Source organism: Cytobacillus firmus (assembly GCF_023612095.1).
Taxonomy (GTDB): Bacteria; Bacillota; Bacilli; order Bacillales; family Cytobacillaceae; genus Cytobacillus.
Window position 1 is genome coordinate 407,459 of record NZ_CP086235.1, and the last position, 22,731, is coordinate 430,189.

Sequence of the window (22,731 nt, forward strand, 5' to 3'; positions counted from 1 at the left end):
CGTCCAAAAGGTTAAAAAACAACCTTTTAGCCGGCTCGTCTTATGCTTGTCGCCGATAAGCGGGCGCCTTCCGCATTTCTAAACAAGGGGTGAAAAACATGCTTGGTTTAGCGAAAGGATTATCGTATACCCTTAAAAACCTGACACGCAAAAAGGTAACCTATGACTACCCGAATGAGCCGCTTCCGCTTCCGGACCGGTTCAGGGGAATTCAAAAGTTTTACCCTGAAAAATGTATTGTCTGCAATCAGTGTGCAAATATTTGTCCAACCGATTGTATCGAGCTGACAGGGAAAAAGCATCCGGACCCTGCCAAAAAGGGGAAGATCATTGATACCTATGATATCAACTTCGAAATTTGCATCCTTTGCGACTTGTGTACAGAGGTCTGCCCAACCGAAGCGATTATCATGACCAATAATTTTGAACTGGCGGAATATAGCCGCGATGAGCTGTTTAAAAACCTTGAATGGCTCGATGAAAATGATGAAAATATACGGAAGGTGAATAAAGCATGACGTTTTCAGGTGAGTTTTTAGCGTTTATGTCACTAGCTTTAGTTGCGGTCATTGGCGGCGTGCTTTTATTGAACCTTACCAAAGTTGTGCATATGGTTGTCGCCCTTGTATTTACATTTGTCAGCATCGCCGGAATTTATGTGCTGCTTTCAGCTGAATTCCTGGCTGCGGTCCAAATTTTGATTTACTCTGGTGCGATAACCATCGTCATGCTGTTCGGAATCATGCTGACGCGCCATAACGATACAAGCGAGCCCAAAACCGGCCGCTGGCGTAAGCTGTTAGTATTCGTGGGGGTTCTCGGCTTTGCTTTCGCGGTCTATATCGGAATATATAACCTTGATTTGCCGTCAGCGCCGAATGACCTTCATGTCAATAATACAGAGCAAATCGGAATTGAACTTTACTCAAAATTCATTATTCCGTTTGAAGTAACATCTGTCCTATTATTGGTCGCTTTGATTGGTTCCATTGTTCTGGCCAAAAAAGACGATGAAAAGGAGGCTGAAAAGGAATGAGTACAGTTCCCGTTCAAGCATACCTGGCATTGGCTTTAATCCTCTTTTGCATCGGTCTGTATGGTGCCTTGACTAAGCGCAATACTGTGATTGTCCTGATCTCAATCGAACTGATGCTGAATGCGGTTAATATTAATCTTGTGGCATTCAGTAAATATGGCATCACCCCGTCCATCACCGGACAGATTTTTACGCTATTTGTCATTGCGGTTGCCGCGGCAGAAGTGGCAGTAGGTATTGCAATCCTGATTTCTCTTTACCGTAACAAGAAGAGCGTTAACATTGATGAAATGGATGCCATGAAGCACTAAAGACACTGTGAAAAAATGCAGCCGGACTGGCTGAGAATAGAGAATTGAAAAGGCGGCCATATAGTGGCTCCCGTCTTAAAGGACCTGTTCGTAAGGTCCCAATCTGGCACGCCGTGCTATGGGGTGTGTTCAAAAAAGGGGATTGTGATAATGATGGAGAATGCATGGATCATACCGCTTTTCCCGCTTTTATCGTTTTTGTTCCTTATTTTATTCGGCAAACGGCTAAAAGAAGCGAGTGCTTATATCGGGATTCTGTTTACCCTGGCATCGCTTGTCTATTCCTTATTGGTGCTGGTTGACCGTTTTTCGGCACCAACTTATAAAGCAGAAGGCGTTTGGCTGACTATAGGGGATGTTCAGTTAACAGCGGGTTTTGAAGTTAATCAGTTAAATGCACTGATGCTGGTGATTGTATCACTTGTCAGTTTCCTGGTACATACGTATTCGAAAGGCTATATGCAGGGGGATGACCGTTTTCCTGTATTCTATGCTTATTTAGGGTTATTTACATTTGCCATGCTGGGCCTTGTCATCTCGCCTAATCTGCTTCAGACGTATTTCTTCTGGGAGCTTGTCGGACTTGGATCCTTCCTGCTGATCGGTTTCTATTTTTACAAAGAGGAAGCAAAGGCTGCGGCTAAAAAGGCATTTATCATGACCCGTATCGGAGATGTCGGTCTTTTGATCGGAATGATTCTATTATTCTGGCAGGCTGGCAGCTTTGAGTATGATGAGATTTTTGCAGCAGTTGAAGCGGGTGCCATTTCAGGCACAATGATTACGTTAACTGCGATCCTTATTTTTGTAGGGGCTGTCGGCAAATCGGGCCAGTTTCCGCTCCACACCTGGCTTCCTGACGCGATGGAAGGGCCAACGCCGGTCTCCGCATTAATCCATGCAGCGACAATGGTAGCGGCAGGTGTGTACTTAGTGGCTGCGCTATTCCCGCTTTTCGCGGCAAGTGAAACAGCACTGATGACCGTTGCTGTCATTGGGGCCTTCACAGCCATCTTTGCAGCAAGCATAGGCCTGGTGCAGAAGGATATTAAGCGGGTTCTCGCTTATTCAACCGTCAGTCAGCTTGGCTATATGATGCTGGCATTGGGATCTGCCGGATATGTAGCTGGTGTATTCCATTTAATGACGCACGCCTTTTTCAAGGCTTTGCTGTTCCTTGCAGCAGGAAGTGTCATCCATGCCGTTCATACACAGAACATTGAACATATGGGAGGCCTATGGAAGAAGCTGCGCGTGACAGGCCCTCTATTCCTGATCGGAACACTGGCGATCAGCGGAGTGCCGTTATTTTCCGGATTCTTCAGTAAAGATGAAATTTTAATTGCTGCGTGGGCACATGGGAACACGGCGCTGTTCTGGCTCGCGGTAATTGCCGCGTTCTTTACGGCATTTTATATGTTCCGCCTGTTCTTTATGGTTTTCGCTGGTGAAGCTAGAAGTGATATGAATAATGTCCATGAATCACCAAGTGTTATGACCCTGCCGATGGTGGTGCTTGGGGTGCTGGCTGTAGTGGCTGGATATGTGAATACACCTTGGTTTGGAACATTTCTTGGTGATTGGCTCGTGGAAGATAACCATGCTCTGGGACATGGCCATATTGAAGGGCCAGCATGGATTATGATTGTCGCAACGGCTGTATCCCTGCTTGGAATTTTCCTTGCCTGGCTAATGTACGGCAAACGCTCGCTTTCACGCGATTGGCTGACCAGCAGAATGCCGCATTCATACAACGTTCTGTACAATAAATATTATATCGATGAATTCTATTCGCTGACCGTTGTGAATGGAGCGAAATTCATCAGTTCATTCCTGCGCTTCCTGGAAGTATTCCTGGTTGAAGGCCTTGTAAAGAGCGTAACTGGAATTGCGTCTGCACTCGGAAAACTTGGTTCAAAAATGCATAACGGCCAGATTCAGACTTATGGAACAGTAGCGTTTGTCGGCCTGGCTATTTTAGTCGTCATCTATGCGTTTACAGGGGGGTACTTAAAATGAACTTAGCTTATTTTCTATCCATTTTAGTTTTCTCCCCGCTTCTTGGTATTTTAGTGTTATCGTTCCTGCCGAGAACGCAGGAATCATTGATCAAGACAGTTGGCTTTCTGGCCACACTTCCTGCGCTGGTATTGGCGCTGATCGCTTATTTTCAATATCGGGCAGGTGAAGGCTTGGAGCAGCTGAATGAAAAAGTAAGCTGGATTCAGTTTGGCGATTCCGGCCAGCTTGGAAATCTTTTTTCCATTGATTATGAATTGGGGCTGGATGGATTCTCCCTGATCATGATTGTCCTGACAGCTGTACTTTCAACACTTGCAGCGATTGCTTCTATTCATATTAAAAAAGAATGGAAGGGCTACTTCATGCTGTTTTTGCTGCTTGAAGTCGGCATGCTGGGTGTATTTGCCGCTGAAAACCTGATTCTTTTCTTTATTTTCTTTGAAATCACATTAATTCCGACCTTCTTCCTGATCGGGAAATGGGGTTACTATGAAAAGGAAAATGCTGCATACAGCTTCCTGATCTATAACGGACTTGGATCTGCTGTTCTGCTGATTGTCATTATGGTACTGTTTGCCCGTACTGGCACAGCCAATATTGATGCTTTGATGGCCGCAATGAATGCGGATAATCCGCAGCTTGTTGCGCCAATCTCTGAAAATATGAAAATGGGCATGCTGATTGCGCTTTTAATTGCATTTGGTGTGAAGCTCCCAATATTCCCGCTGCACAGCTGGATGGTGCGGGTCCACGTACAAGCTCCGCCATCAATCGTCATGCTGCATGCAGGAGTGCTTTTGAAAATTGGGGCATTCGGTTTAATTCGCTTCGGAATGGGAATATTTCCTGAGCAATTCCAAAGCCTTGCTGTATGGCTGGCTGTTCTTGGAGTCGTGAATTTACTGTATGGAGCGTTCCTGGCGTTTGTTCAGACCGATTTTAAAATGGTGCTTGCCTACTCTTCTATTTCCCACATGGGAATCGTTTTAATCGGATTAGGAGCATTAAATGAGGCAGGAATACAGGGGGCGATTTTCCAGGTGGTTTCTCACGGTTTAATCGCAGCATTATTATTCTTCCTTGTAGGTGTCTTTTATGAACGCTTTCAAACCTCAAATATTCAAAATCTTGGCGGTTTGGCAAAAGGGATGCCGATTACGGCAGGCTTCCTGCTTGCAGGGGCTATGGCCTCCCTTGGCCTTCCTGGAATGTCAGGGTTTGTGAGTGAATTTATGGCCTTTCTTGGCCTGTTTAAAGAAATGCCGATTCTCGCGGCAAGCGGTACAATCGGAATCATTATGACAGCTGTTTACCTGCTTCGCGCGGTACTGGGTATCACATACGGCAAAGCGCATCGGGACTTTGCCGGCATAACGGATATGAAAAAGTTTGAGTTCGTGCCTGTCCTGGTCTTAGTCGGCTTAATTGTCCTGATTGGTGTTTATCCAAGTGTGCTGAGCGAACCGCTGACCTCAACACTTGAAACGATCATGCTTGGGATAGGAGGGTGATGAAGGATGGATCTCGAAACATTATTATCTTATGAATGGGGCATAATGACGCCGGAGTTCATCATCCTTGGTGTTGCGACCGCTCTTTCACTAATGGATTTGTTTATGCCGAAATCCCAAAGCCGGAAAATTCTCGGCTGGGTCGGCTTTGCCGGAATACTCGCGGCTCTTGTTTCCTTACTTGGCCTTATAGGGCATAGTCCGGAATCCATTTTATTTGATACATTCAGGCTTGATTCCTTTGCAAAAGCTTTTAAGCTGCTGCTCTTAATCGGATCTGCTATGGTACTGCTTATTGCCATTGGCTATGAGCCGAATGAAGGATTGGAAGAATTCAGGGGGGAATTTTTCTATCTGTTCATGGCTGCATTACTTGGGGCAATGATTATGTCTTCAAGCGGAGATTTAATTACCCTGTTTGTGGGACTTGAGCTTCTTTCCATTTCGTCCTACATTCTGGCAGGCATGAGAAAAAGAAATCTGCATTCAAACGAATCGGCCATGAAATATGTGATCAACGGCAGTATTGCCACAGCGATCACGTTGTTCGGGATGAGTTATGTATACGGTTTAACTGGAACGACGAACTTAAAGGAAATGTCCGGATTTTTGACATCCATCTATAATGAACAGCATATTTACCTGTTAGGCCTTGCATTCTTTATGATTGTAGTGGGACTTTCCTTTAAATTGGCTACAGCGCCGTTCCATATGTGGGCACCGGATGTGTATCAGGGTGCTCCTACACCAGTAACAGCCTTTTTAAGTGTCGTTTCCAAAACTGCCGGGTTTATCATCATTATCCGCATCCTGTTCTCAATCTTTGCGAACGCACCATCAGGTGATGTACAGGGGCTTCCGATGATTCTGGCACTTCAGGATTACATTGCCTTCCTGGCAGGAGCCACGATGATTATTGGGAACTTGATTGCGCTAAGACAGCGCAATATCAAGCGTTTGTTTGCCTATTCAAGCATCGCTCAGGCCGGTTACCTGCTGGTTGTGATTGCGAGCATGTCACTGTTCATGTTTGATACGCTCTGGTTTTACCTTGGTGCCTACTTATTCATGAACCTTGGCGCTTTTGCGATCATCCAGCATGTGACACATAAATCGGGTTCAGAAGATATCAGCCAATTTGCCGGGCTTTACCGCCGCGCACCGTTCATGGCCATCGCCATGGCTATCTTCCTGCTTTCACTTGCAGGCATTCCGGGGACAGCAGGATTTATTGGCAAACTGAATATTTTCATGGGTGCATTAGTGCCGAATGAAGGCCATTATGTACTGGTATCGATTATGATCGCGACAACAGTCGTTTCTTACTTCTACTATTTCGGTGTCATGGTGCAAATGTTCTTCAGGCCGGCAGCTGATACAGGAAAAGTTAAAATTCCAGCGGCTTTAACAGCTGTTATCGGCATCAGCCTGGCAGCCACCATCCTGTTCGGAATTGCACCAAATATCGCATTTGACTTCCTACAGGGCAATTTCAATCAGTTTACTGATTTCTTTCAATAATCGTATTTAATTATGTAATTGTTTTTTTCTAAACAAATATAAGTTTTTCCACTGAGTTGATTGGAACGGAGGCCACTTGATCCTCGAAAAATGCTAACGCATTTTCTTCGTGCGGTGCTTATTCGTGGAAGCATATTCAATGTCCTGCGGGAGGAGAGGGAGCGGGAGACCCCACAGGCGAAGCCGAGGAGGCTCCCGTTCCTCCCCGCGGAAAGCAAGTGGCCGCAGTGGAAATCAACGGACAGGATTTTTAAGGAAAAAAGGGACAAAAGGGGTATACATAGGAGGGGGAAATTTCCCCTTCTTTTTGTTTGCCCTGGATTAAACTTCGTGTTTTTTCGACAATTCGATATAATGGACTTATAAACTGCGAAAAACAAAGAAACTTAATTTTCAAAAAATAAACAGTCATGAAACTTACCTGATAGTATAAACGTCAAATGATATTGTAGCGCACAAAGCAGGTAAGCGAAGTGGCAACAAATTAAAGGAGGGAAGAAGATGATATCAGGATTTGGGCAGCAGGCACTCATCAGCATTATGTCTCATCTGGTGTTTATTGCGCTGGCCTGGTGGGCACTTCAGGCATTGCGGTTTGAAACCCTTTTGAAGGCGAATCATGTTTTTCAGGCACGTGTATTGTATGTTCTGCTTTCTATTGTAATTGGATCAGCCGTCAGCAACTTCTTTCTCGACTATCTTTTATGGTCCCAGCAGCTTCCGCTTATACTGCAGAATGTCACTTTTTTCAGGTGATGAAAAACCGGTCAATTTTTTTATAAATATAGGTCTTCATACATGTTTTCAATTTGACAATTATTGAGTAAAATCTTTTTGTTGCTTGTTTTCTTGCATACATACTATCTTGTGAAATGATTTTCAAAGTATGCATAAAAAGGCAGAAAAAGCCTCGAAATCAACAGTGATTTTGCTGCCTTTTCAGTTTGTCAAAAAGTGACGACAATTCCCAAGTATGCTCACTCTATCCTTGGTAACAATGGTACTAAGGGGAGGGGTTTACAGATGAAAAAATCATTCATTACTTTATCTATTATTGCCATTATTGGTTTCATGATGATAAACATTGGGAATAAGACGACTGTAGCCAAAGGGGAGCTTGACCTGTTAACGATGGCCTCGGTTTTACAGGGCGAGAATATTTTAATCAAAGATTGGACTTTGCATGCGAGAGAAAAATGGAAAACCAGAACCTTCAGGAAGTAAAAGCATTCACCAATGATCTTCAGTCGAAATATCCTGATTGGGAATGGAGCTTTCAAAAAACAGAAAAATCGTGGGAAACAAAAGCTATTATTAAGCAAACAGATGCTCAGTCAGAAGCAGTAAAAATTTTATCAACCCCCACAAAAGGTCAAGTTCAAACGTATGTGATTTATGAGGCCAAAGGTCAGGGGTGGAAACAAGAACAGAGCAAACTGGCTGCAGAACTAAATAGTAAGATTTCTGACATTTTTCGAGGAAATGCCACAATTTTCTCTTGTATTCAAGGCGAATTCAATGATAAGATGAATAAGTCTTTGCCTGATACTGCAAGACAATTACTGGACGCTTTTAATGCGACAGAAATAGAAGCACTAAAAGAAGACCAATTTATTTCAGCATCAGCAAATTCACCGCTTTTTGGTGAATTCATTGAGACAAATGGCAATGATATGAACATGCAGCTTGGATTACGGACAAATGGAATGGGCGCCAAGACAAACATAGTTATTGGCACACCCATCATAACGATTGAATATTAATATAGAGAAATTGGACGCGGAGGGGAATACACTTTGGATAAAATCATCGTCCGCGGCGGAAATAGGTTAAGCGGTACTGTCAAAGTTGAAGGAGCAAAAAACGCTGTTTTACCGGTTATCGCCGCAACACTGTTAGCAAGTGATGGCAAAAGCGTAATTCGTGATGTCCCAACACTCTCCGATGTATATACTATTAATGAAGTATTACGCTATTTAAACGCCGAAGTGGAGTTTGAAAATAATACAGTAACAGTAAATGCATCTCGAGAGTTGAAGGTAGAAGCACCATTTGAATATGTACGCAAAATGCGTGCTTCAGTTTTAGTCATGGGATCTTTATTAGCAAGAAATGGCCGTGCCCGTGTGGCATTGCCAGGGGGCTGCGCAATCGGTTCCCGCCCGATCGATCAGCATTTAAAAGGCTTTGAAGCGATGGGTGCGAAAGTAAAGGTTGGTAATGGCTTTATTGAAGCGGAAGCACCTGAAGGCCGCTTGCACGGAGCAAAAATCTATCTCGATTTCCCTAGCGTTGGTGCTACGGAGAACATTATGATGGCTGCAACACTGGCTAAAGGCACAACAATTTTGGAAAACGTAGCAAAGGAACCTGAAATTGTGGACCTGGCTAACTTCCTTAATAAGATGGGTGCCAAGGTTAAGGGAGCAGGAACTGGCACGATCCGCATTGAAGGTGTGGACGTACTGTTCGGTGCAGAACACAACATCATCCCTGACCGCATTGAAGCAGGAACTTTCATGGTGGCAGCTGCCATTACAGGCGGAGACGTTCTAGTAAAAGGTGCTGTTATGGAGCATTCTGCTTCATTAATCGCCAAGATGGAAGAAATGGGTGTTACCTTCATTGAAGAAGCTGAAGGCATCCGTGTTATGGGTCCAGACAAGTTGAAGGCTGTTGATATTAAAACCATGCCTCATCCTGGCTTCCCGACAGACATGCAATCACAAATGATGGCCCTATTGCTTCACGCTCAGGGTACAAGTGTGATTACAGAAACAGTATTCGAAAACCGTTTCATGCATGTGGAGGAATTCCGCCGCATGAACGCCGATGTTAAAATTGAAGGCCGTTCTGTAATCATGAACGGACCAAGCAATCTGCAGGGCGCTGAAGTAGCTGCGACAGATCTTCGTGCAGCCGCAGCCTTGATCCTTACTGGATTGGTGGCAGAAGGCGTAACACGCGTGACAGAACTGAAGCATCTTGACCGCGGATATGTAGACTTCCACGAAAAGCTTGCAGGACTGGGAGCAGATATCGAACGTGTGACAGAAGTGGAAGAAACAACTGTTAATAACGGACTTGTTTCTGACATGAACGCATAAGTAATGCCAATCAAGGCGGCTTTAGTAAGTCGTTAAAATAGTCGCCTTGCGCGCATTTCAAACCGAAACCGCAGAATCGAGCTGTCAGAGGACTGACAAATCGATTCTGCGGTTTTTGCTATGAAGCAAATATTAATCTATTGTCATATTAGCTTGTCCATAGCCATAAACATGAATTGAGTTCGAATTATTTATTTGCTATGGAGGCTTAAAACATGACAAAATTCAAACCTTTCATCGTACTAGCCGCACTGTTGTTTGCCGTCACGCTCATCGTTCCCTCCCTGCTTGTGATTCCTTTTACAGAAGGAAATGTCAGCGGGAAGCTTGGTGAGGAACTTAAGACTGATGCCAAGAAAGAGACGGCGGCAGAAATTCCTCAAGGGCCAGCCATAGAGGTAGGAGTCTACCGCCTTGCACAGAAGAAGGTGGAAACGGTACCGCTAGAAGATTATATTGTCGGAGTGGTAGCATCGGAAATGCCGGCCGAGTTTGAAGAAGAAGCATTAAAGGCGCAGGCATTGGCGGCAAGAACCTTTATCGTGAAACAAATGATGAACAAAGATAGCGTGGAACTTCCTGAAGGGGCATTAGTGTATGATACCGTAACCCACCAGGTTTATAAAAATGAAAGTGAACTGAAGCAAATTTGGGGACCAGATTACAAATGGAAAATTCAAAAGGTTAAAGATGCCGTAAACTCAACAAGGGGCCAGATCCTCACCTTTGACGGCTCGCCGATAACAGCTTCCTTCTTTTCAACAAGCAACGGCTTTACCGAAAATTCCGAAGCCATCTGGCCAAATTCCGTTCCTTATTTAAAGAGTGTAGAAAGCAAATGGGACCTTCAGTCGCCGAAGTTTAACGGCAGAGAGGTATTTTCTGTACAGGATTTTGAAAGGAAATTGGGTGTGAAGCTTCCAAATGACAGCACCATCGGCACAGTGACTGAGCGAACAGCCGGCCAGCGGGTTTCAAAAGTGGATATTAACGGGAAAGTAGTCAGCGGAAAAGACATCAGAGAGAAACTGGGCCTGAAATCAACAGACTTTACCTGGGAGCGCAAAGGTGACAATATCATTATCAACACCCAGGGCTATGGCCATGGAGTCGGCATGAGCCAATACGGCGCAAATGGCATGGCAGCTGAAGGAAAGAACTACAAAGAAATCGTTGCCCACTATTATAAAGGAGTGGAAATTGCAGCTTCTGACCAACTGCTGACGAAAGTAACGGCTAAAAAATAAACGAAAGAGCTGGTTCATAGAGAATCAGCTCTTTGTTTATGGATTATATAATGTTCAAGTTTTTGGCTTTTGGGCAGTTATCTAAGATTAACTGCTGAGTTGATTGTAGCGGAGGGCAATTGATCCTCGAAAATGCTGACGCATTTCCTTCGTGCGGTGTTCATTCGAGGAAGCATATACAATGTCCTGCGGGAGGAGAGGGAGCGGGAGACCCCACAGGCGAAGCCGAGGAGCTCTGTTCCTCCCCGCGGAAAGCAAGTGCCCGCAGCGGAAATCAACGGGCACAATTCAAAGACGCCTTATTAATAACAAAAAATTTCCAAGCCTGTCAAACCGTCCATAAAAAAGAGCCCTGCTGATAAAATACCAGCACACCGCCACACCGGTAATATCCTTAACAGCATCAATCACAGTAGCAGACCGGTACGGTACAAAGGACTGATGGACCTCATCGAGAATTCCGTAGAAGCACGCAAAAACAGCCAAAAGAATATTCACTTCCGGCGTCAGCTTAACGGCAGTCAACGCTGCCAGAACCAGAAGAACATATAAAATACCAAACTCAATCAGATGCATAGATTCTTTTATAAACCGGTCTACTGCCAAATCCGGCAGCTCCACCACAGCATCAGCAGGCATGCTGGAAAGGATCCATATTAGCGCCATATACAGGAAAGGCAGCACCCGTATTATCCACTTAACCATTCTTCCGTAACTCCTTTAAAAATATTTTCCCAGATCATGCATAATCCAAAAACGTTTGTCGAAAAATAAGCCCAAAAAATTTTTTTTGAGAAATGTATATAATCCTCTCAATCTGTTCAGACTGATTGCTGAGGTGATGATAAATGAGAGAGGAAGAAAAGAAACGATCTTCTCAAGATTCCAGCTTTAAACGCTTTATGAAAAAGCGGTGGGCATTCCCAGCAATCTACATTGCAAGTGCAGCAATCATTCTAACCGGTGTTCTTTGGTACCAGACTAGCGACAACGCTACAGACACTGACAGCTACGATTACGAAGCCACTGATATTACCGGCAAAAAGTACGACGAGCCAGCATTGGAAGTTAACCGTGCAATGGAAAACTTCGTAATGCCTGTCAAAGACCCAGACTCTGCTGTCATTCAAAAACAATTCTATGACTATGACGGCAAGGCTGAAGAACAGGAAGCTGCTCTAGTATTTTACAATAACACATACCATCCGAACACAGGTATTGATATTGCCACTAAGGATGGGGAAACATTTGATGTCCTTGCTGCATTAAGCGGAAAAGTTACCAAGGTAGAAGAAGATTCACTGTTGGGCAATGTCATTGAAGTGGAGCATGACAAAGGGATTGTAACACAATATCAATCTGTTACAGAGATGAATGTTGAGGTTGGCGACCAGGTAGAACAAGGTGATGTCCTTGCAAAGGCAGGCGAAAGCTTGTTTAATGAAGAGGCAGGCGTACATGTACACTTTGAGATCCGCAAAGACGGAACACCGGTCAATCCGCTTGATTTCTTCAATAAGCCGCTAAGCTCTTTACAGGAGCTTGACACAGCTGACAAAGCAGATGCTGAAGAAAACAGCGGGGCAACTGAAGAAAACGATGAGGCTGCTCCTTCTGAGGACAAGTCCTCTGAAGAATCTGCAGATGAAAATGCCGGAAATACGGACGAAGACGAAGGTCAAACTGACGACCAGGTTGAAGAAGACACTGCAACTGAATCAACTGACGCATAATCATAGAGAGTCTGCCAAAACGGCAGGCTCTTTTTTTGGTGACAGGCACCACCCGGTTTTTGTCGAATAATCATTATTTCGACAATTCCGCCATTATCCTGTATAATATTTCGAAAAACGAAGTATGCAGGGGGAGAAGACATGAAGAAGCTGCTGTTAACCGGTTTTGAACCTTTTCTTAATTTTCCGATCAATCCTACAGAAAAGATTGTGAATGTGTTGGATGGCAAAACGGTTGGAAACTATGAAATCATGGGGCATCTGCTGCCGGTTGATTTTAAACTTGCACCAAAAAAAATAGTGGAGGAAGTGGCCGGGAAGAAGCCGGACGCAGTGATTTCTCTCGGGCTGGCTGCCGGGCGGACAGCCATCACTCCTGAGAGAATCGCGATCAATTGCCAGGACGGAGAGCCCGATAATAGCGGAGTCGCACCTGAAGACAAACTGATAGAGGAAAATGGTCCCGATGGCTATTTTTCCACCCTGCCGATCCGGCGGATGGTTAATAGACTTAAGGAAGCAGGATATCCTGCATCCATCTCAAACACAGCGGGGACTTATCTATGCAACAATGTAATGTATTCCGTGCTGCACCTGCTAAAATCGGCAAACACTGAATTACCGGCGGGATTTGTGCACATACCTGCATCCCATGCACTGGCGGCTGCCAGTAAAAAAAGCATGGCAAGCTGGTCGGATGCCGATCTGCTGGAGGCAATTACGCTGATCATAAAAGAATTGGACTAGGGAGCCGGATTGGCTCTTTTTTTTAGCAATTTTCATTATTACTATAGTGTTTTCCTCTAATTCCCTAAAGTTTGCGCCATCCAGTTTTGCTAAAAAAACCTTATATATCAAAGTCCTTTAAAAATATTTATATTTTTTTCCAGCATGTACTTGACCTCAAAATGATTTTTGTACATAATGAAGTATGAATTTTCTTAAAATTAAATGAAATCAGAAAATGGATTATTCAAGTTAAAACTTAAAGCGGAAAGCAGCAGAAATTGACAGCGCTTTCTAAAAAGGGGGAAACCGAATTGCTTCCGTTACTGGCTATGATGATCATTACAGGTACTTGCCTTTTTCTTGCTTTAAGGAAGAAAAGGCCAATCTTCCTGGCAGTCCCATTTCTATCCATCTTTGCTTACTTCCTCGTTCAAATAATCCTTGTTCCCGCACCTTTCATGGATACAGTCAAATTTATTTTCAGTTTAAGGTAATGGTTTTGTCCGGGTCCGGATAATGGATCCGGTAAAATAGCAGCGGTTCGGCTGCATACATCACATTGAAGGAGTGATTTTGGACCAAATTCGTTAGTATTTGAATGCAAATTTATTATTTTTATCGGGGGTGGAGTTTTGAAGAAAATCGATAAAAAAGTAGCGGACAGTTATTTTCGCGAAAAGACTCGGAATATGATCATATATTTTGCTATTGGCTTTCTAGCCTCTTTCGGCGTGGTCTTCTTTGCAGAACCATTAAGCGATATTACCATTAACGGATTCCCATTCCATTACTTTATGGGTGCACAGGGAGCTGTACTGACGTTTATCATTCTGCTGTTTGTTAATGCAAAAATGGGAGATGCGATTGACCGGAAATATGGAATTGACGAAAACAAAAATGAACAAATCAGTTCTGGGAAAGTTCTTGATCATTAATTAACGAAAAATAGGCGGCTGTTCGAGCTTCCGCAATACAGAGAGATAAAAGGGGCGTCAAAAAAATCGATCGAAAAAAAGGGGGATGTTCTTGGATACACAGTTTTTGGTCTCATTATCTATCATTTTAGCTACATTTGCTTTGTATATTGGCATAGCCATTTACAATAAGGCAAAAGAAACTTCTGAGTTTTATGTTGCCGGCCGCGGAGTACCGCCAATTTTCAATGGAATGGCGATTGGTGCTGACTGGATGAGTGCCGCTTCCTTTATCGGGATGGCAGGAACGATCATGCTTATGGGCTATGACGGTCTTGCTTATATTATGGGCTGGACAGGCGGGTATCTGCTCTTAACCTTCCTGCTGGCACCGCAGCTGAGGAAGTACGGCCGCTACACGGTTCCGGAATTCATCGGTGACCGGTTTGACAGCCACACAGCACGGGTGATTGCAGCCATATGTACAATTATCATCAGCTTCACCTATTCGATTGGCCAGCTTTCCGGTTCGGGAGTGGTAATTGGCCGCCTGTTTGAAATTGATGCAAAGCTTGGAACCATGATCGGTGTCGTTCTGATTGCCTTTTATGCAGCATTCGGAGGCATGAAGGGGATTACTTGGACGCAGGTTGCTCAGTATGTCATTTTGATTATCGCTTACTTAATTCCGGTCATTTTCATGGCACTGCAATTAACAGGGAACCCTATGCCGTGGATTTCCTACGGTGATATAGTCGGAAAAATGGGCGAGCTTGACCGTGAATTGGGAATATCTGAATACTTTGCTCCATTTACCAATGGAACAAAGTGGCAGTTCCTTGCCCTAATGTTTACCCTGATGGCTGGTACTGCAGGCCTTCCACACGTTATTGTCCGTTTCTATACGGTATCAACGATGAAGGCAGCCCGCTGGTCAGGGGCATGGGCATTGCTGTTCATCGGCTTGCTTTATCTTTCTGCACCTGCATACGCAGCATTCTCCCGTTTCATTTTAATGACACAGGTTGCCGGCAGCAAAATTACGGAGCTGCCTGCCTGGACGAAGACCTGGGTGGATACAGGCAAGCTGCAGGTAGCGGATGGCAATGGGGATGGAATCCTTCAATGGAAGGAACTCATTATCTCGAATGATATTGTGGTTATGGCGACACCGGAGATTGCTAATCTTGGCATGTTTGTCATCGGTCTGGTGGCAGCAGGGGCAATGGCTGCTGCGTTATCAACGGCCGGAGGTTTGATGATTTCGATTTCTTCAGCATTTGCTCACGATATTTTTTACCGGGTACTAAAACCGAATTCAACTGAAAAGACTCGTCTTTCCGTTGCCCGCTGGTCCATTGTCATCGCCACTCTATTGGCCGGAGTGATCGCGCTTAACCCGCCGGGAGCCATTACGCAAATTGTTGCCTGGGCATTTGCGCTCGCAACAGGGACATTCTTCCCGGCACTCGTTCTCGGTGTCTGGTGGAAGCGTTCAAACTCACAGGGGGTTATTGCCGGCCTGCTGGTCGGGTTAGGTGTTACTTTGGCGTACATCTTTGCAGCTAAATACGGCGGATTTACAATTCTCGGAATCATTGATACAGGTGCCGGCGTGTTTGGTGCCACAGCAGCATTTGCAGCTAATATCATTGTTTCTCTCATGACAGCTGCTCCTTCGCAAAAAATTCAGGAGGAAGTTATGGATCTTCGCTATCCGGAGCAAATGGTATATAAAGATGGTGAAGTATGGATGAACGATGATGGATCAAAATCTGTATAACCTGTACAATTTGGAGGCTGTGCGGTTTCACCCCTTTTTTCATGGGGTGGAATCTGACACGGCCCTTTCACTTCTGGCCATGTGTGAAGTACGCCACTACAAAAAGAATGATATGATCCTGAAAAAAAATAAACCGCGAGAAGGCCTTCTGCTCCTTTTAGAGGGTCTTTCAGAGGTATTAGTGAAAAACGACCACAGCGGGAGGGAGGAAGTGCTCGAAGTGGTCCAAACAGGAGAGTTGATTGGCTTTTCCAGCCTCGCTGATTTCCTGGGTGTCTCCAAATCAACTTCTGCAGAGCTGGTTGAAGTCAAAGCCTCCAGTGAGGTAAGAGCGATTTTCATTCCGTTTGAAGTGGTGAGAAAAGATGGGATGATCCTGCAGTTCATGATTATCTGCTGACTCAGGTAGCCGTCAGACTGAAGGATGTATATACGTCACTTGCAGAACAGGTCAAGCTTGCGACAGATTATGGGGAAAACGATGCGTTCATGATCAGGGTACAGGATGTCATGAGCAGTGAGGGAGCCGCTGTCAGTCCGGCAGCAACCATTCAGGAGGCTGCCCGGCTCATGCAAAAAAGAAAGATTAGCTCGGTCCTCGTTACAGAAAAGGACAGCTTAAAAGGAATTATTACGGAAAGAGACATTGTGGAGTGGGTGGCAGCTGAAGGGGCAGATATTACTGCTACGGCAAGCACTATTATGACAGAGGGTCCAGTCACGGTATCCAGGTCCGCTTATTATTATGACGCCCTTTCGCTGATTCTGTTTAAGGGAATCAAACACCTGCCCGTAATGGAAGATTCAAAGGTCGCAGGGATTGTGACACTATCAGATTTGCTGAGAAAGAAAAATGAAAATGTGATAAAGACGGTTCAAAAAATCGAAACAGCCGATCGGGACAGCCTTTCGCAAGTTAAAACCAGCATCTATGAGATACTTGGTTCCTTAATAAGAGATCGTGTTCCTATATTAAAAACGCTTGAAATCATAACAAAGCTATACGATCGCCTCGCAGGCAGAATTATATCACTATCAATTTCTGAACTGAGAGAACAAGGCTTGCAGCAGCCATGTGAATTTGCTTTCTATCACATGGGCTCCAGCGGCCGTGAAGAGCAGTTCATGCTCACAGATCAGGATCATTTCCTGGTTTATGAAAGCCAATCGGAGGAAGCCGGCGTTTTTTTTGAAGAGCTGGGAAAAAGGATCACTTCTAACATGGAAAGTGCCGGTTATGCACGGTGCAAAGGGCTTATGATGTGCAGTGAGGAGAAGTGGCGGGGGTCACTGGCGGTATGGGAGGAGCGGCTGCGAACCTGGATGCTTCAATCCACTAATGACAATTTATTGTTAGCGCAAAACTTTTTCTCCTACCGGTTCATTGCGGGGAGTGAAGGGCTGCATGCAAAATTTGAAGCAATGGCTCAGGAGCAGATGAAAAGATCCAGAATTTTTTTATACCGTCTGGCACAGCTTGAAAGGGAACATCCCATTCCCACGCTGGATCAGCCGCTCCGGTCCTTATTTAAGCTGCAGCGCAAAAGCATGGATATGAAAAAAGAGGTTTTATTTCCCTATCATCATAGCCTGCAGATACTCTCCCTAATGCATGGGAAACTATCAGGCACACCGCTTGAAAAAATAGATTTTCTGCAGGAAAGGCAGGTATTTTCAAATGAGTTTGCACACGATTTGAGAGGATCTGTAAGCACTATACTTACGTTGTATGTCACCCAGCGCTGGCAGCAGGAACAGAACGGTGCCGCCCCATCTTCCGTTATCTCCTTTTCCAGAATGTTTACCCGTGAAAAAGAAGAATTGATTCTAAGCTTAAAGACATTAAAGGAGCTGCAGAGCCAGGCAATGGCAAGATTCTCATTATAGCTTTAAAAGGAGGCTGGTATGTTTTTTCTCAGAAAAAATGTGTCATGTTCGTTAAGATATGAAAGTATCCCATTATCCACTCCCCTTGAAGATCTGAAATTTATAGTCTTTGATACGGAAACAACAGGATTTCAGGTTTCTGCGGCAGACCGGATCATTGAAATTGGCGCCGTTCCGGTAAAAGGATTTCAAGTGCAGGAAAAGGACCTTTTTCAGACATATGTTAACCCAAAACGACAAATTTCTCGGGAAATAAAAGAACTCACCTCTATTACCGATGAGCTGGTCAAAGATGCCCCGCAGGCTATAGAAGCTATTCAGAGCTTTTTTGAGTATGTCGAATCAAGGGAGGCAGTATGCCTGATAGGGCATTATGTAAGCTTCGATGCCCTAGCTATAAAGAGTGAATTTAAACGCGAGAAGCTTGCGTTAAAAAATTTCCTGACCATTGATACCCTGGATCTGATTGGCTTTATCGCTCCGTCCTACGATATGCGCGACCTTGAACGGTATGCCATGGCATTCGGCACCCGCATATATGACCGGCATCGTGCCGCTGGTGATGCTTTGACGACTGCTTATCTATTTGTTGAGCTGCTTTATCAATTTCAGCAGAGGGGCCATAAAACCTGGGGGAGTTGATTAAAGCAACTGACAGTCAAATGAGATCACTGCATTATTAAGCGTCAGACTTACGTGGTTGGAATGTTGATGAGCGGGTGGGTGATGTGGTTAACGAGGAAAAGCCGGCTAAATCCGGCTTTCCATCCCTTTATTGAATATTAATCAGTGCATCATCCTTGTAAACCACAAGGATTTCTTTTCCTGACATTTTCTGATAAGTCGTTGCTGTCCCATAGGGTACCTTCAATGTGAAATGATCATCCCCGTTTTTAAACTCCACCGTAAAATTGTCTGCAGCGCCTGTGATGACAGCCTTTGTTCTCGAAATATCACCTTTAATGATTAATTTTTGATTGATGAGGACCATGTCCCTTTTTAACTTGTTCAATGTTTTCAGTTCATTGACAGTCATGCGGTAGCGCTTGGCTATTCCCCAAAGTGTATCGCCAGGCACCACGGTATATACGGCTGTCTCAAAGGAATCTTCTGTATGTCGTTCAATCCGAACCTCCAATTTCTGGCCGGGCTGGATCTTGTCAGATTTTAGGTTGTTAACCGCTTTCAATTCTTTAACAGTCATATCATGTTCTCTTGATATTTTGTATAAGGTATCTCCCTGCTTCACTTTATAAAATCCTGTCAAAGCATGGGCTTCTTTTGCTGAAGCGCTAAAACCGGATGACGCAATTACTGCTGCTAATACAGTACTGGCTGCCGTCATTCCTCTAGTTTTCATCTTCTTTCTTTTATCATTTTGAATTCTTTCCTTGCGTGTTTGCATTCTATAGTCATCCTATTCTTTGGAATATTGTGGTGTCATAACCAATTAAATGAATTGTTTTCCGAGAAAAATAGTACGGGATAAAGAACCGCTTCACAATAGGGAGGAATTCCTGGCTCTTTTCCCTTGTTTACGAAAATCAATATAGTTCAATGAACTCTGCAATTTCTAGATATATGCATTTTTACACTGAAAATGAAATGGTTTGTTGTTTTCGTGATGTATGAACAGACAATGAAGGATTTTGTCGAATCTGCGCGGAAAGTCCTGAATCTTGTCCATGGAACAATTAAAATTAGGAAAGTTGTCACCGGTCTTTAGACTGCTTGCTTTTCAAATACCCTATAGATCTTTTTAAAAACATTCTTATTTTGGCTTCCAGATGTCCTATTTTCAAAAAATTTAAACAAAACCTTGTCCTTATTGCGTTTTTCGTGCATATTCCCTCAACCAAGCTAATAAACTGTTACAAACCTTACAAAGAGAATGTATGAGGTGAGGGATCGTTTTACTAAACTAATGAATATGTTGAGGACATGTTTAATTATCGCAAACTGAAAGCAAGATTTTCAGGCGCATGTACGATTAACTTCAATTAATCAGAAATCCATGCGGAATACAGTTGAAATCCAGACAGAAAGCGAGTCTCATTTCACACTTCTCACATCCAAATTGGGGAGGGCGAGTGGTGTGCACGATTACATCAAAGAGAGAACTATCAAGATTGGAAAGTATATCGTGGAGACGAAAAAAACGGTTCGCGTAATCGCGAAGGAGTTTGGCGTATCCAAAAGTACAGTCCATAAAGACTTGACGGAAAGACTGCCTGAAATCAATCCTGAACTGGCAAACGAAGTAAAGGAAATCCTGGATTATCATAAATCGATCCGCCATCTGCGCGGCGGGGAAGCCACTAAAATGAAGTATAAAAAAGAAGAAATGGAAGAAGAGCCAGTTAAATGAAATGAAAGAAAGAGCGCCGATAAGGGCGTCAAAGGCTAAAGACTGCCAAACTGTTAAGCTGTACATGAAACCTCAATTGCGGCTCCGGGGGCTGAAAGCTCATAAGCTGTTTCCATAGCCTGAAACCTTGGCTTTGCTCTATGGATTTAAGCCCCTTTACAAGTCGCCTGCATCCTTTTCCCCATTTCGACAAAAACCCGCAAAAAGTCTCATAAATTCTGTCAAAATGTTACTGCTTTCACAAGGAATGTGATAAAATATAAAATTAGGATAGAACTTGGTTCGTAAAGACTAGGACTCCTAAAGAGACGCCGGGCAAAATCATTTCTTTTATTAAAGAACTGATTTTTTTGCGTGGCTTGAACTGCTGTTGCGAATAATGATTTTGATCATCTAACTAAAAAAATTAATAAGCGAAGTTCGCTTTAAGAATGCCTAAATAGAGAGAGCCTTCAAAGGTGCGGACAGAAGCTGGCCATGTTGCAAGGAGGAAAAAAAGAAATGTTTGCTAGGGATATTGGGATTGATTTAGGAACAGCCAACGTGCTGATCCACGTTAAAGGTCGCGGAATTGTGCTGAATGAGCCATCTGTAGTGGCGATTGACCGAAATACAAACAAGGTGCTGGCAGTAGGAGAAGAGGCGCGCCGCATGGTCGGCCGTACGCCGGGGAACATCGTGGCAATCCGTCCGCTTAAAGATGGGGTTATTGCCGACTTTGATGTCACAGAAGCGATGCTGAAGCATTTTATCAACAAGCTGAATGTTAAAGGCTTCTTATCAAAGCCGCGAATTCTGATCTGCTGCCCGACAAACGTGACAGGTGTGGAACAGAAAGCGATCAGGGAAGCGGCTGAAAAAAGCGGCGGCAAAAAGATCTACCTCGAAGAAGAGCCAAAGGTTGCGGCCATCGGAGCGGGCATGGACATCTTCCAGCCGAGCGGTAACATGGTTGTCGATATCGGCGGCGGAACCACAGATGTCGCGGTTTTATCAATGGGAGATATTGTGACGTCTTCATCCATCAAGATGGCCGGAGATAAATTTGACAACGAAATTCTTCAATATATTAAAAAAGAGTACAAGCTATTAATCGGCGAAAGAACAGCTGAAAACATAAAAGTAACAATTGGGACGGTATTCCCTGGCGGCAAAAACGAAGAAATGGAAATCCGCGGCCGCGACATGGTGTCAGGTCTGCCAAGAACCATTACAGTTCGTTCCGATGAAGTTCAGGGTGCTTTGGCAGAATCCGTTGATGTCATCGTCCAGGCGGCTAAAAGCGTGCTGGAACGCACACCGCCTGAATTGTCTGCAGACATCATCGACCGCGGGGTTATTTTAACAGGAGGCGGCGCACTTCTTCACGGAATCGACCAGCTTCTGGCGGAAGAGCTGAAAGTCCCTGTCTTAATTGCCGAAAACCCGATGGATTGTGTTGCCGTTGGAACTGGCATCATGCTTGATAATATTGATAAGCTTCCGAAGAAGAAGCTTGTATAACGAACGGACCTGCCAATTTGGCGGGTTTTTCTTTTTGGGTCAGCTGAAAGTAAACTTTTTACCATTTCAGCCGATGAAAAAAAGGTACAGCTTTTTTCAAAATTTGACTACATTCTTCAAATTTTTAATGTTTATTGTCGGAAAGTTTTTTATAATATAGCTAGAAAAGATTGTTCGGAAAAAATAGAGGTGAAACAGATGTTTAGGGGTTTCTACACAGCTGCTTCCGGAATGCTTGCACAGCAGCGGAGAACGGAAGTACTGACAAATAATATGGCGAATGCCAATACACCCGGCTTTAAAGCAGATCAGACAAGCCTGAGAGCTTTTCCGGAAATGCTTCTCAAGCGCATAGGCCATCAGACTGTGCCGACTGAAAATGGACTAAACCTTCCTTTTAATAATGAAGTCGGCAGACTGACTACGGGGGTTTATATGCAGGAGACGCATCCGTCCTTCATGCAGGGAGATATGAAGGAAACAGGCCTCGGTACTGACCTGGCATTGCTGGATCTTAATTTGCCGGTTAATCCGGATACAGGCTTAAGAGGGACTGTTTTTTATACCGCAGCTGGAAACGATGGCGAGCCGCGCTATACGAGGAATGGGAATTTTACCATCGATGCCGGGGGCTATTTGACGACAGCAGGCGGATTATATATTTTAGATGATGCGGGTGAGCGGATTCAGCTCTCCAGTGACCGTTTTACAGTAAGCGAAGATGGTGTGATTACCGGTGAAGCGGGTGAAACAGCCAGACTAGGCATTACTTTTGCCCAAAATCCCGAAAGCATGAGAAAAGAAGGCGACGGACTTTTTGCAGCGACAGAAGAGAGCATCCTCGAAAATGCCTATAATGCACAGAATGTCCAATTCAAGATTCAGCAGGGCTATTTGGAGCGTTCCAATGTGGATGCTTCCCGTACAATGACAGATATGATGGCGGCCTACCGCTCTTTTGAAGCAAACCAAAAGGTATTGCAGGCATATGACCGCAGTATGGAGAAAGCCGCAAATGAAATCGGGCGGATCGGGTAATGACCTGCGGCAGACCCGCTA

At 44.3% G+C, this 22,731-nt stretch carries 23 protein-coding genes and 1 pseudogene; 22 read left to right on the top strand and 2 right to left on the bottom strand.

Annotation, left to right across the window (positions count from 1 at the left end; translation table 11 throughout):
* The first annotated feature begins 98 nt into the window (after positions 1 to 98).
* The 11 genes from nuoI to spoIID all read left to right on the top strand — a co-directional run bounded on the left by nuoI (position 99) and on the right by spoIID (position 10,755).
* Entirely contained in the window at positions 99 to 518 is a 420-nt protein-coding gene (nuoI, locus tag LLY41_RS02145; protein WP_035327886.1) for an NADH-quinone oxidoreductase subunit NuoI, read from the top strand.
* Entirely contained in the window at positions 515 to 1,036 is a 522-nt protein-coding gene (locus LLY41_RS02150) for an NADH-quinone oxidoreductase subunit J (RefSeq protein ID WP_095243252.1), read from the top strand. Before nuoI ends, LLY41_RS02150 begins: the two co-directional genes overlap by 4 nt.
* Entirely contained in the window at positions 1,033 to 1,347 is a 315-nt protein-coding gene (nuoK, locus tag LLY41_RS02155) for an NADH-quinone oxidoreductase subunit NuoK (protein WP_035327883.1), read from the top strand. Before LLY41_RS02150 ends, nuoK begins: the two co-directional genes overlap by 4 nt.
* 150 nt (positions 1,348 to 1,497) lie before the next feature.
* Entirely contained in the window at positions 1,498 to 3,366 is a 1,869-nt protein-coding gene (nuoL, locus tag LLY41_RS02160; RefSeq protein ID WP_304586776.1) for an NADH-quinone oxidoreductase subunit L, read from the top strand.
* Entirely contained in the window at positions 3,363 to 4,880 is a 1,518-nt protein-coding gene (locus LLY41_RS02165) for an NADH-quinone oxidoreductase subunit M (RefSeq protein ID WP_095243254.1), read from the top strand. Before nuoL ends, LLY41_RS02165 begins: the two co-directional genes overlap by 4 nt.
* Positions 4,881 to 4,886: 6 nt before the next feature.
* Positions 4,887 to 6,401, top strand: a complete 1,515-nt coding sequence (gene nuoN, locus LLY41_RS02170; protein ID WP_095243255.1) for an NADH-quinone oxidoreductase subunit NuoN — start codon at positions 4,887 to 4,889, stop codon at positions 6,399 to 6,401.
* Positions 6,402 to 6,902: 501 nt separating this feature from the next.
* Positions 6,903 to 7,157, top strand: coding sequence for a DUF1146 family protein (locus LLY41_RS02175; RefSeq protein WP_095243256.1), 255 nt, complete (start codon positions 6,903 to 6,905; stop codon positions 7,155 to 7,157).
* A 267-nt stretch (positions 7,158 to 7,424) separates the two neighbouring features.
* Positions 7,425 to 7,625, top strand: a complete 201-nt coding sequence (locus LLY41_RS02180) for a hypothetical protein (RefSeq protein WP_304586777.1) — start codon at positions 7,425 to 7,427, stop codon at positions 7,623 to 7,625.
* Complete coding sequence (locus LLY41_RS02185) at positions 7,598 to 8,164, top strand: YwmB family TATA-box binding protein (protein WP_304586778.1); 567 nt, start codon at positions 7,598 to 7,600, stop codon at positions 8,162 to 8,164. The genes LLY41_RS02180 and LLY41_RS02185 overlap by 28 nt, the downstream gene beginning before the upstream one ends.
* Positions 8,165 to 8,197: 33 nt before the next feature.
* Complete coding sequence (gene murA, locus LLY41_RS02190) at positions 8,198 to 9,508, top strand: UDP-N-acetylglucosamine 1-carboxyvinyltransferase (RefSeq protein ID WP_095243258.1); 1,311 nt, start codon at positions 8,198 to 8,200, stop codon at positions 9,506 to 9,508.
* Between the two features lie 215 nt (positions 9,509 to 9,723).
* Complete coding sequence (gene spoIID / locus LLY41_RS02195) at positions 9,724 to 10,755, top strand: stage II sporulation protein D (RefSeq protein WP_304586779.1); 1,032 nt, start codon at positions 9,724 to 9,726, stop codon at positions 10,753 to 10,755.
* 288 nt (positions 10,756 to 11,043) lie between these two features.
* On the opposite strand, the gene LLY41_RS02200 is transcribed toward spoIID, so the two are convergent.
* Positions 11,044 to 11,460: a VanZ family protein gene (locus tag LLY41_RS02200; protein ID WP_095243260.1), complete on the bottom strand. Its 417-nt coding sequence runs from the start codon at positions 11,458 to 11,460 to the stop codon at positions 11,044 to 11,046.
* Positions 11,461 to 11,603: 143 nt separating this feature from the next.
* On the opposite strand from LLY41_RS02200, the gene LLY41_RS02205 reads away from it, so the two are divergent.
* From LLY41_RS02205 to LLY41_RS02240, 8 genes and pseudogenes are all read left to right on the top strand, one after another.
* On the top strand, positions 11,604 to 12,488 hold the full coding sequence (locus LLY41_RS02205; protein ID WP_304586780.1) for a stage II sporulation protein SpoIIQ: 885 nt from the start codon (positions 11,604 to 11,606) through the stop codon (positions 12,486 to 12,488).
* Between the two features lie 141 nt (positions 12,489 to 12,629).
* On the top strand, positions 12,630 to 13,235 hold the full coding sequence (locus tag LLY41_RS02210) for a pyroglutamyl-peptidase I (RefSeq protein ID WP_304586781.1): 606 nt from the start codon (positions 12,630 to 12,632) through the stop codon (positions 13,233 to 13,235).
* A gap of 293 nt (positions 13,236 to 13,528) precedes the next feature.
* Positions 13,529 to 13,711, top strand: coding sequence for a hypothetical protein (locus LLY41_RS02215; protein ID WP_048008002.1), 183 nt, complete (start codon positions 13,529 to 13,531; stop codon positions 13,709 to 13,711).
* 138 nt (positions 13,712 to 13,849) lie between these two features.
* Positions 13,850 to 14,152, top strand: coding sequence for a DUF4212 domain-containing protein (locus LLY41_RS02220; RefSeq protein WP_035328377.1), 303 nt, complete (start codon positions 13,850 to 13,852; stop codon positions 14,150 to 14,152).
* A gap of 91 nt (positions 14,153 to 14,243) precedes the next feature.
* Positions 14,244 to 15,914 carry a sodium:solute symporter family protein gene (locus LLY41_RS02225; RefSeq protein WP_304586782.1) on the top strand — a complete coding sequence of 557 codons (1,671 nt, stop codon included), beginning with the start codon at positions 14,244 to 14,246 and terminating at the stop codon, positions 15,912 to 15,914.
* Positions 15,892 to 16,314, top strand: a complete 423-nt coding sequence (locus LLY41_RS02230) for a cyclic nucleotide-binding domain-containing protein (RefSeq protein ID WP_304586783.1) — start codon at positions 15,892 to 15,894, stop codon at positions 16,312 to 16,314. Before LLY41_RS02225 ends, LLY41_RS02230 begins: the two co-directional genes overlap by 23 nt.
* 89 nt (positions 16,315 to 16,403) lie before the next feature.
* Entirely contained in the window at positions 16,404 to 17,801 is a 1,398-nt protein-coding gene (locus LLY41_RS02235) for a DUF294 nucleotidyltransferase-like domain-containing protein (RefSeq protein WP_304586784.1), read from the top strand.
* An 18-nt stretch (positions 17,802 to 17,819) separates the two neighbouring features.
* Positions 17,820 to 18,484, top strand: a pseudogene (locus LLY41_RS02240) (3'-5' exonuclease).
* Positions 18,485 to 18,573: 89 nt separating this feature from the next.
* Here the strand turns inward: LLY41_RS02240 and LLY41_RS02245 are convergent.
* Entirely contained in the window at positions 18,574 to 19,206 is a 633-nt protein-coding gene (locus LLY41_RS02245; protein WP_304586786.1) for a LysM peptidoglycan-binding domain-containing protein, read from the bottom strand.
* 690 nt (positions 19,207 to 19,896) lie between these two features.
* On the opposite strand from LLY41_RS02245, the gene spoIIID reads away from it, so the two are divergent.
* From spoIIID to LLY41_RS02260, 3 genes are all read left to right on the top strand, one after another.
* On the top strand, positions 19,897 to 20,169 hold the full coding sequence (gene spoIIID / locus LLY41_RS02250; RefSeq protein ID WP_009332173.1) for a sporulation transcriptional regulator SpoIIID: 273 nt from the start codon (positions 19,897 to 19,899) through the stop codon (positions 20,167 to 20,169).
* 501 nt (positions 20,170 to 20,670) lie between these two features.
* Positions 20,671 to 21,672 (top strand): rod shape-determining protein, encoded by a 1,002-nt coding sequence (locus LLY41_RS02255; RefSeq protein WP_095243267.1) that lies wholly within the window; start codon positions 20,671 to 20,673, stop codon positions 21,670 to 21,672.
* Positions 21,673 to 21,870: 198 nt separating this feature from the next.
* A complete protein-coding gene (locus LLY41_RS02260; RefSeq protein ID WP_095243268.1) occupies positions 21,871 to 22,710 on the top strand; it encodes a flagellar hook-basal body protein in 840 nt (279 codons plus the stop codon).
* The last annotated feature ends 21 nt before the right edge of the window (positions 22,711 to 22,731 follow it).

Excerpts from the sequence above, each read along its gene's own strand:
- LLY41_RS02165 (WP_095243254.1), top strand. The coding sequence starts at position 3,363 with ATGAACTTAGCTTATTTTCTATCCATTTTAGTTTTCTCCCCGCTTCTT.
- LLY41_RS02235 (WP_304586784.1), top strand. The coding sequence starts at position 16,404 with ATGATCAGGGTACAGGATGTCATGAGCAGTGAGGGAGCCGCTGTCAGT.
- LLY41_RS02205 (WP_304586780.1), top strand. The coding sequence starts at position 11,604 with ATGAGAGAGGAAGAAAAGAAACGATCTTCTCAAGATTCCAGCTTTAAA.
- LLY41_RS02255 (WP_095243267.1), top strand. The coding sequence starts at position 20,671 with ATGTTTGCTAGGGATATTGGGATTGATTTAGGAACAGCCAACGTGCTG.
- nuoK (WP_035327883.1), top strand. The coding sequence starts at position 1,033 with ATGAGTACAGTTCCCGTTCAAGCATACCTGGCATTGGCTTTAATCCTC.
- nuoN (WP_095243255.1), top strand. The coding sequence starts at position 4,887 with ATGGATCTCGAAACATTATTATCTTATGAATGGGGCATAATGACGCCG.
- nuoL (WP_304586776.1), top strand. The coding sequence starts at position 1,498 with ATGATGGAGAATGCATGGATCATACCGCTTTTCCCGCTTTTATCGTTT.
- LLY41_RS02180 (WP_304586777.1), top strand. The coding sequence starts at position 7,425 with ATGAAAAAATCATTCATTACTTTATCTATTATTGCCATTATTGGTTTC.
- LLY41_RS02260 (WP_095243268.1), top strand. The coding sequence starts at position 21,871 with ATGTTTAGGGGTTTCTACACAGCTGCTTCCGGAATGCTTGCACAGCAG.
- nuoI (WP_035327886.1), top strand. The coding sequence starts at position 99 with ATGCTTGGTTTAGCGAAAGGATTATCGTATACCCTTAAAAACCTGACA.
- LLY41_RS02185 (WP_304586778.1), top strand. The coding sequence starts at position 7,598 with ATGGAAAACCAGAACCTTCAGGAAGTAAAAGCATTCACCAATGATCTT.
- LLY41_RS02200 (WP_095243260.1), bottom strand. The coding sequence starts at position 11,460 with ATGGTTAAGTGGATAATACGGGTGCTGCCTTTCCTGTATATGGCGCTA.
- LLY41_RS02150 (WP_095243252.1), top strand. The coding sequence starts at position 515 with ATGACGTTTTCAGGTGAGTTTTTAGCGTTTATGTCACTAGCTTTAGTT.
- LLY41_RS02230 (WP_304586783.1), top strand. The coding sequence starts at position 15,892 with ATGATGGATCAAAATCTGTATAACCTGTACAATTTGGAGGCTGTGCGG.
- LLY41_RS02210 (WP_304586781.1), top strand. The coding sequence starts at position 12,630 with ATGAAGAAGCTGCTGTTAACCGGTTTTGAACCTTTTCTTAATTTTCCG.
- spoIID (WP_304586779.1), top strand. The coding sequence starts at position 9,724 with ATGACAAAATTCAAACCTTTCATCGTACTAGCCGCACTGTTGTTTGCC.
- LLY41_RS02245 (WP_304586786.1), bottom strand. The coding sequence starts at position 19,206 with ATGCAAACACGCAAGGAAAGAATTCAAAATGATAAAAGAAAGAAGATG.
- LLY41_RS02175 (WP_095243256.1), top strand. The coding sequence starts at position 6,903 with ATGATATCAGGATTTGGGCAGCAGGCACTCATCAGCATTATGTCTCAT.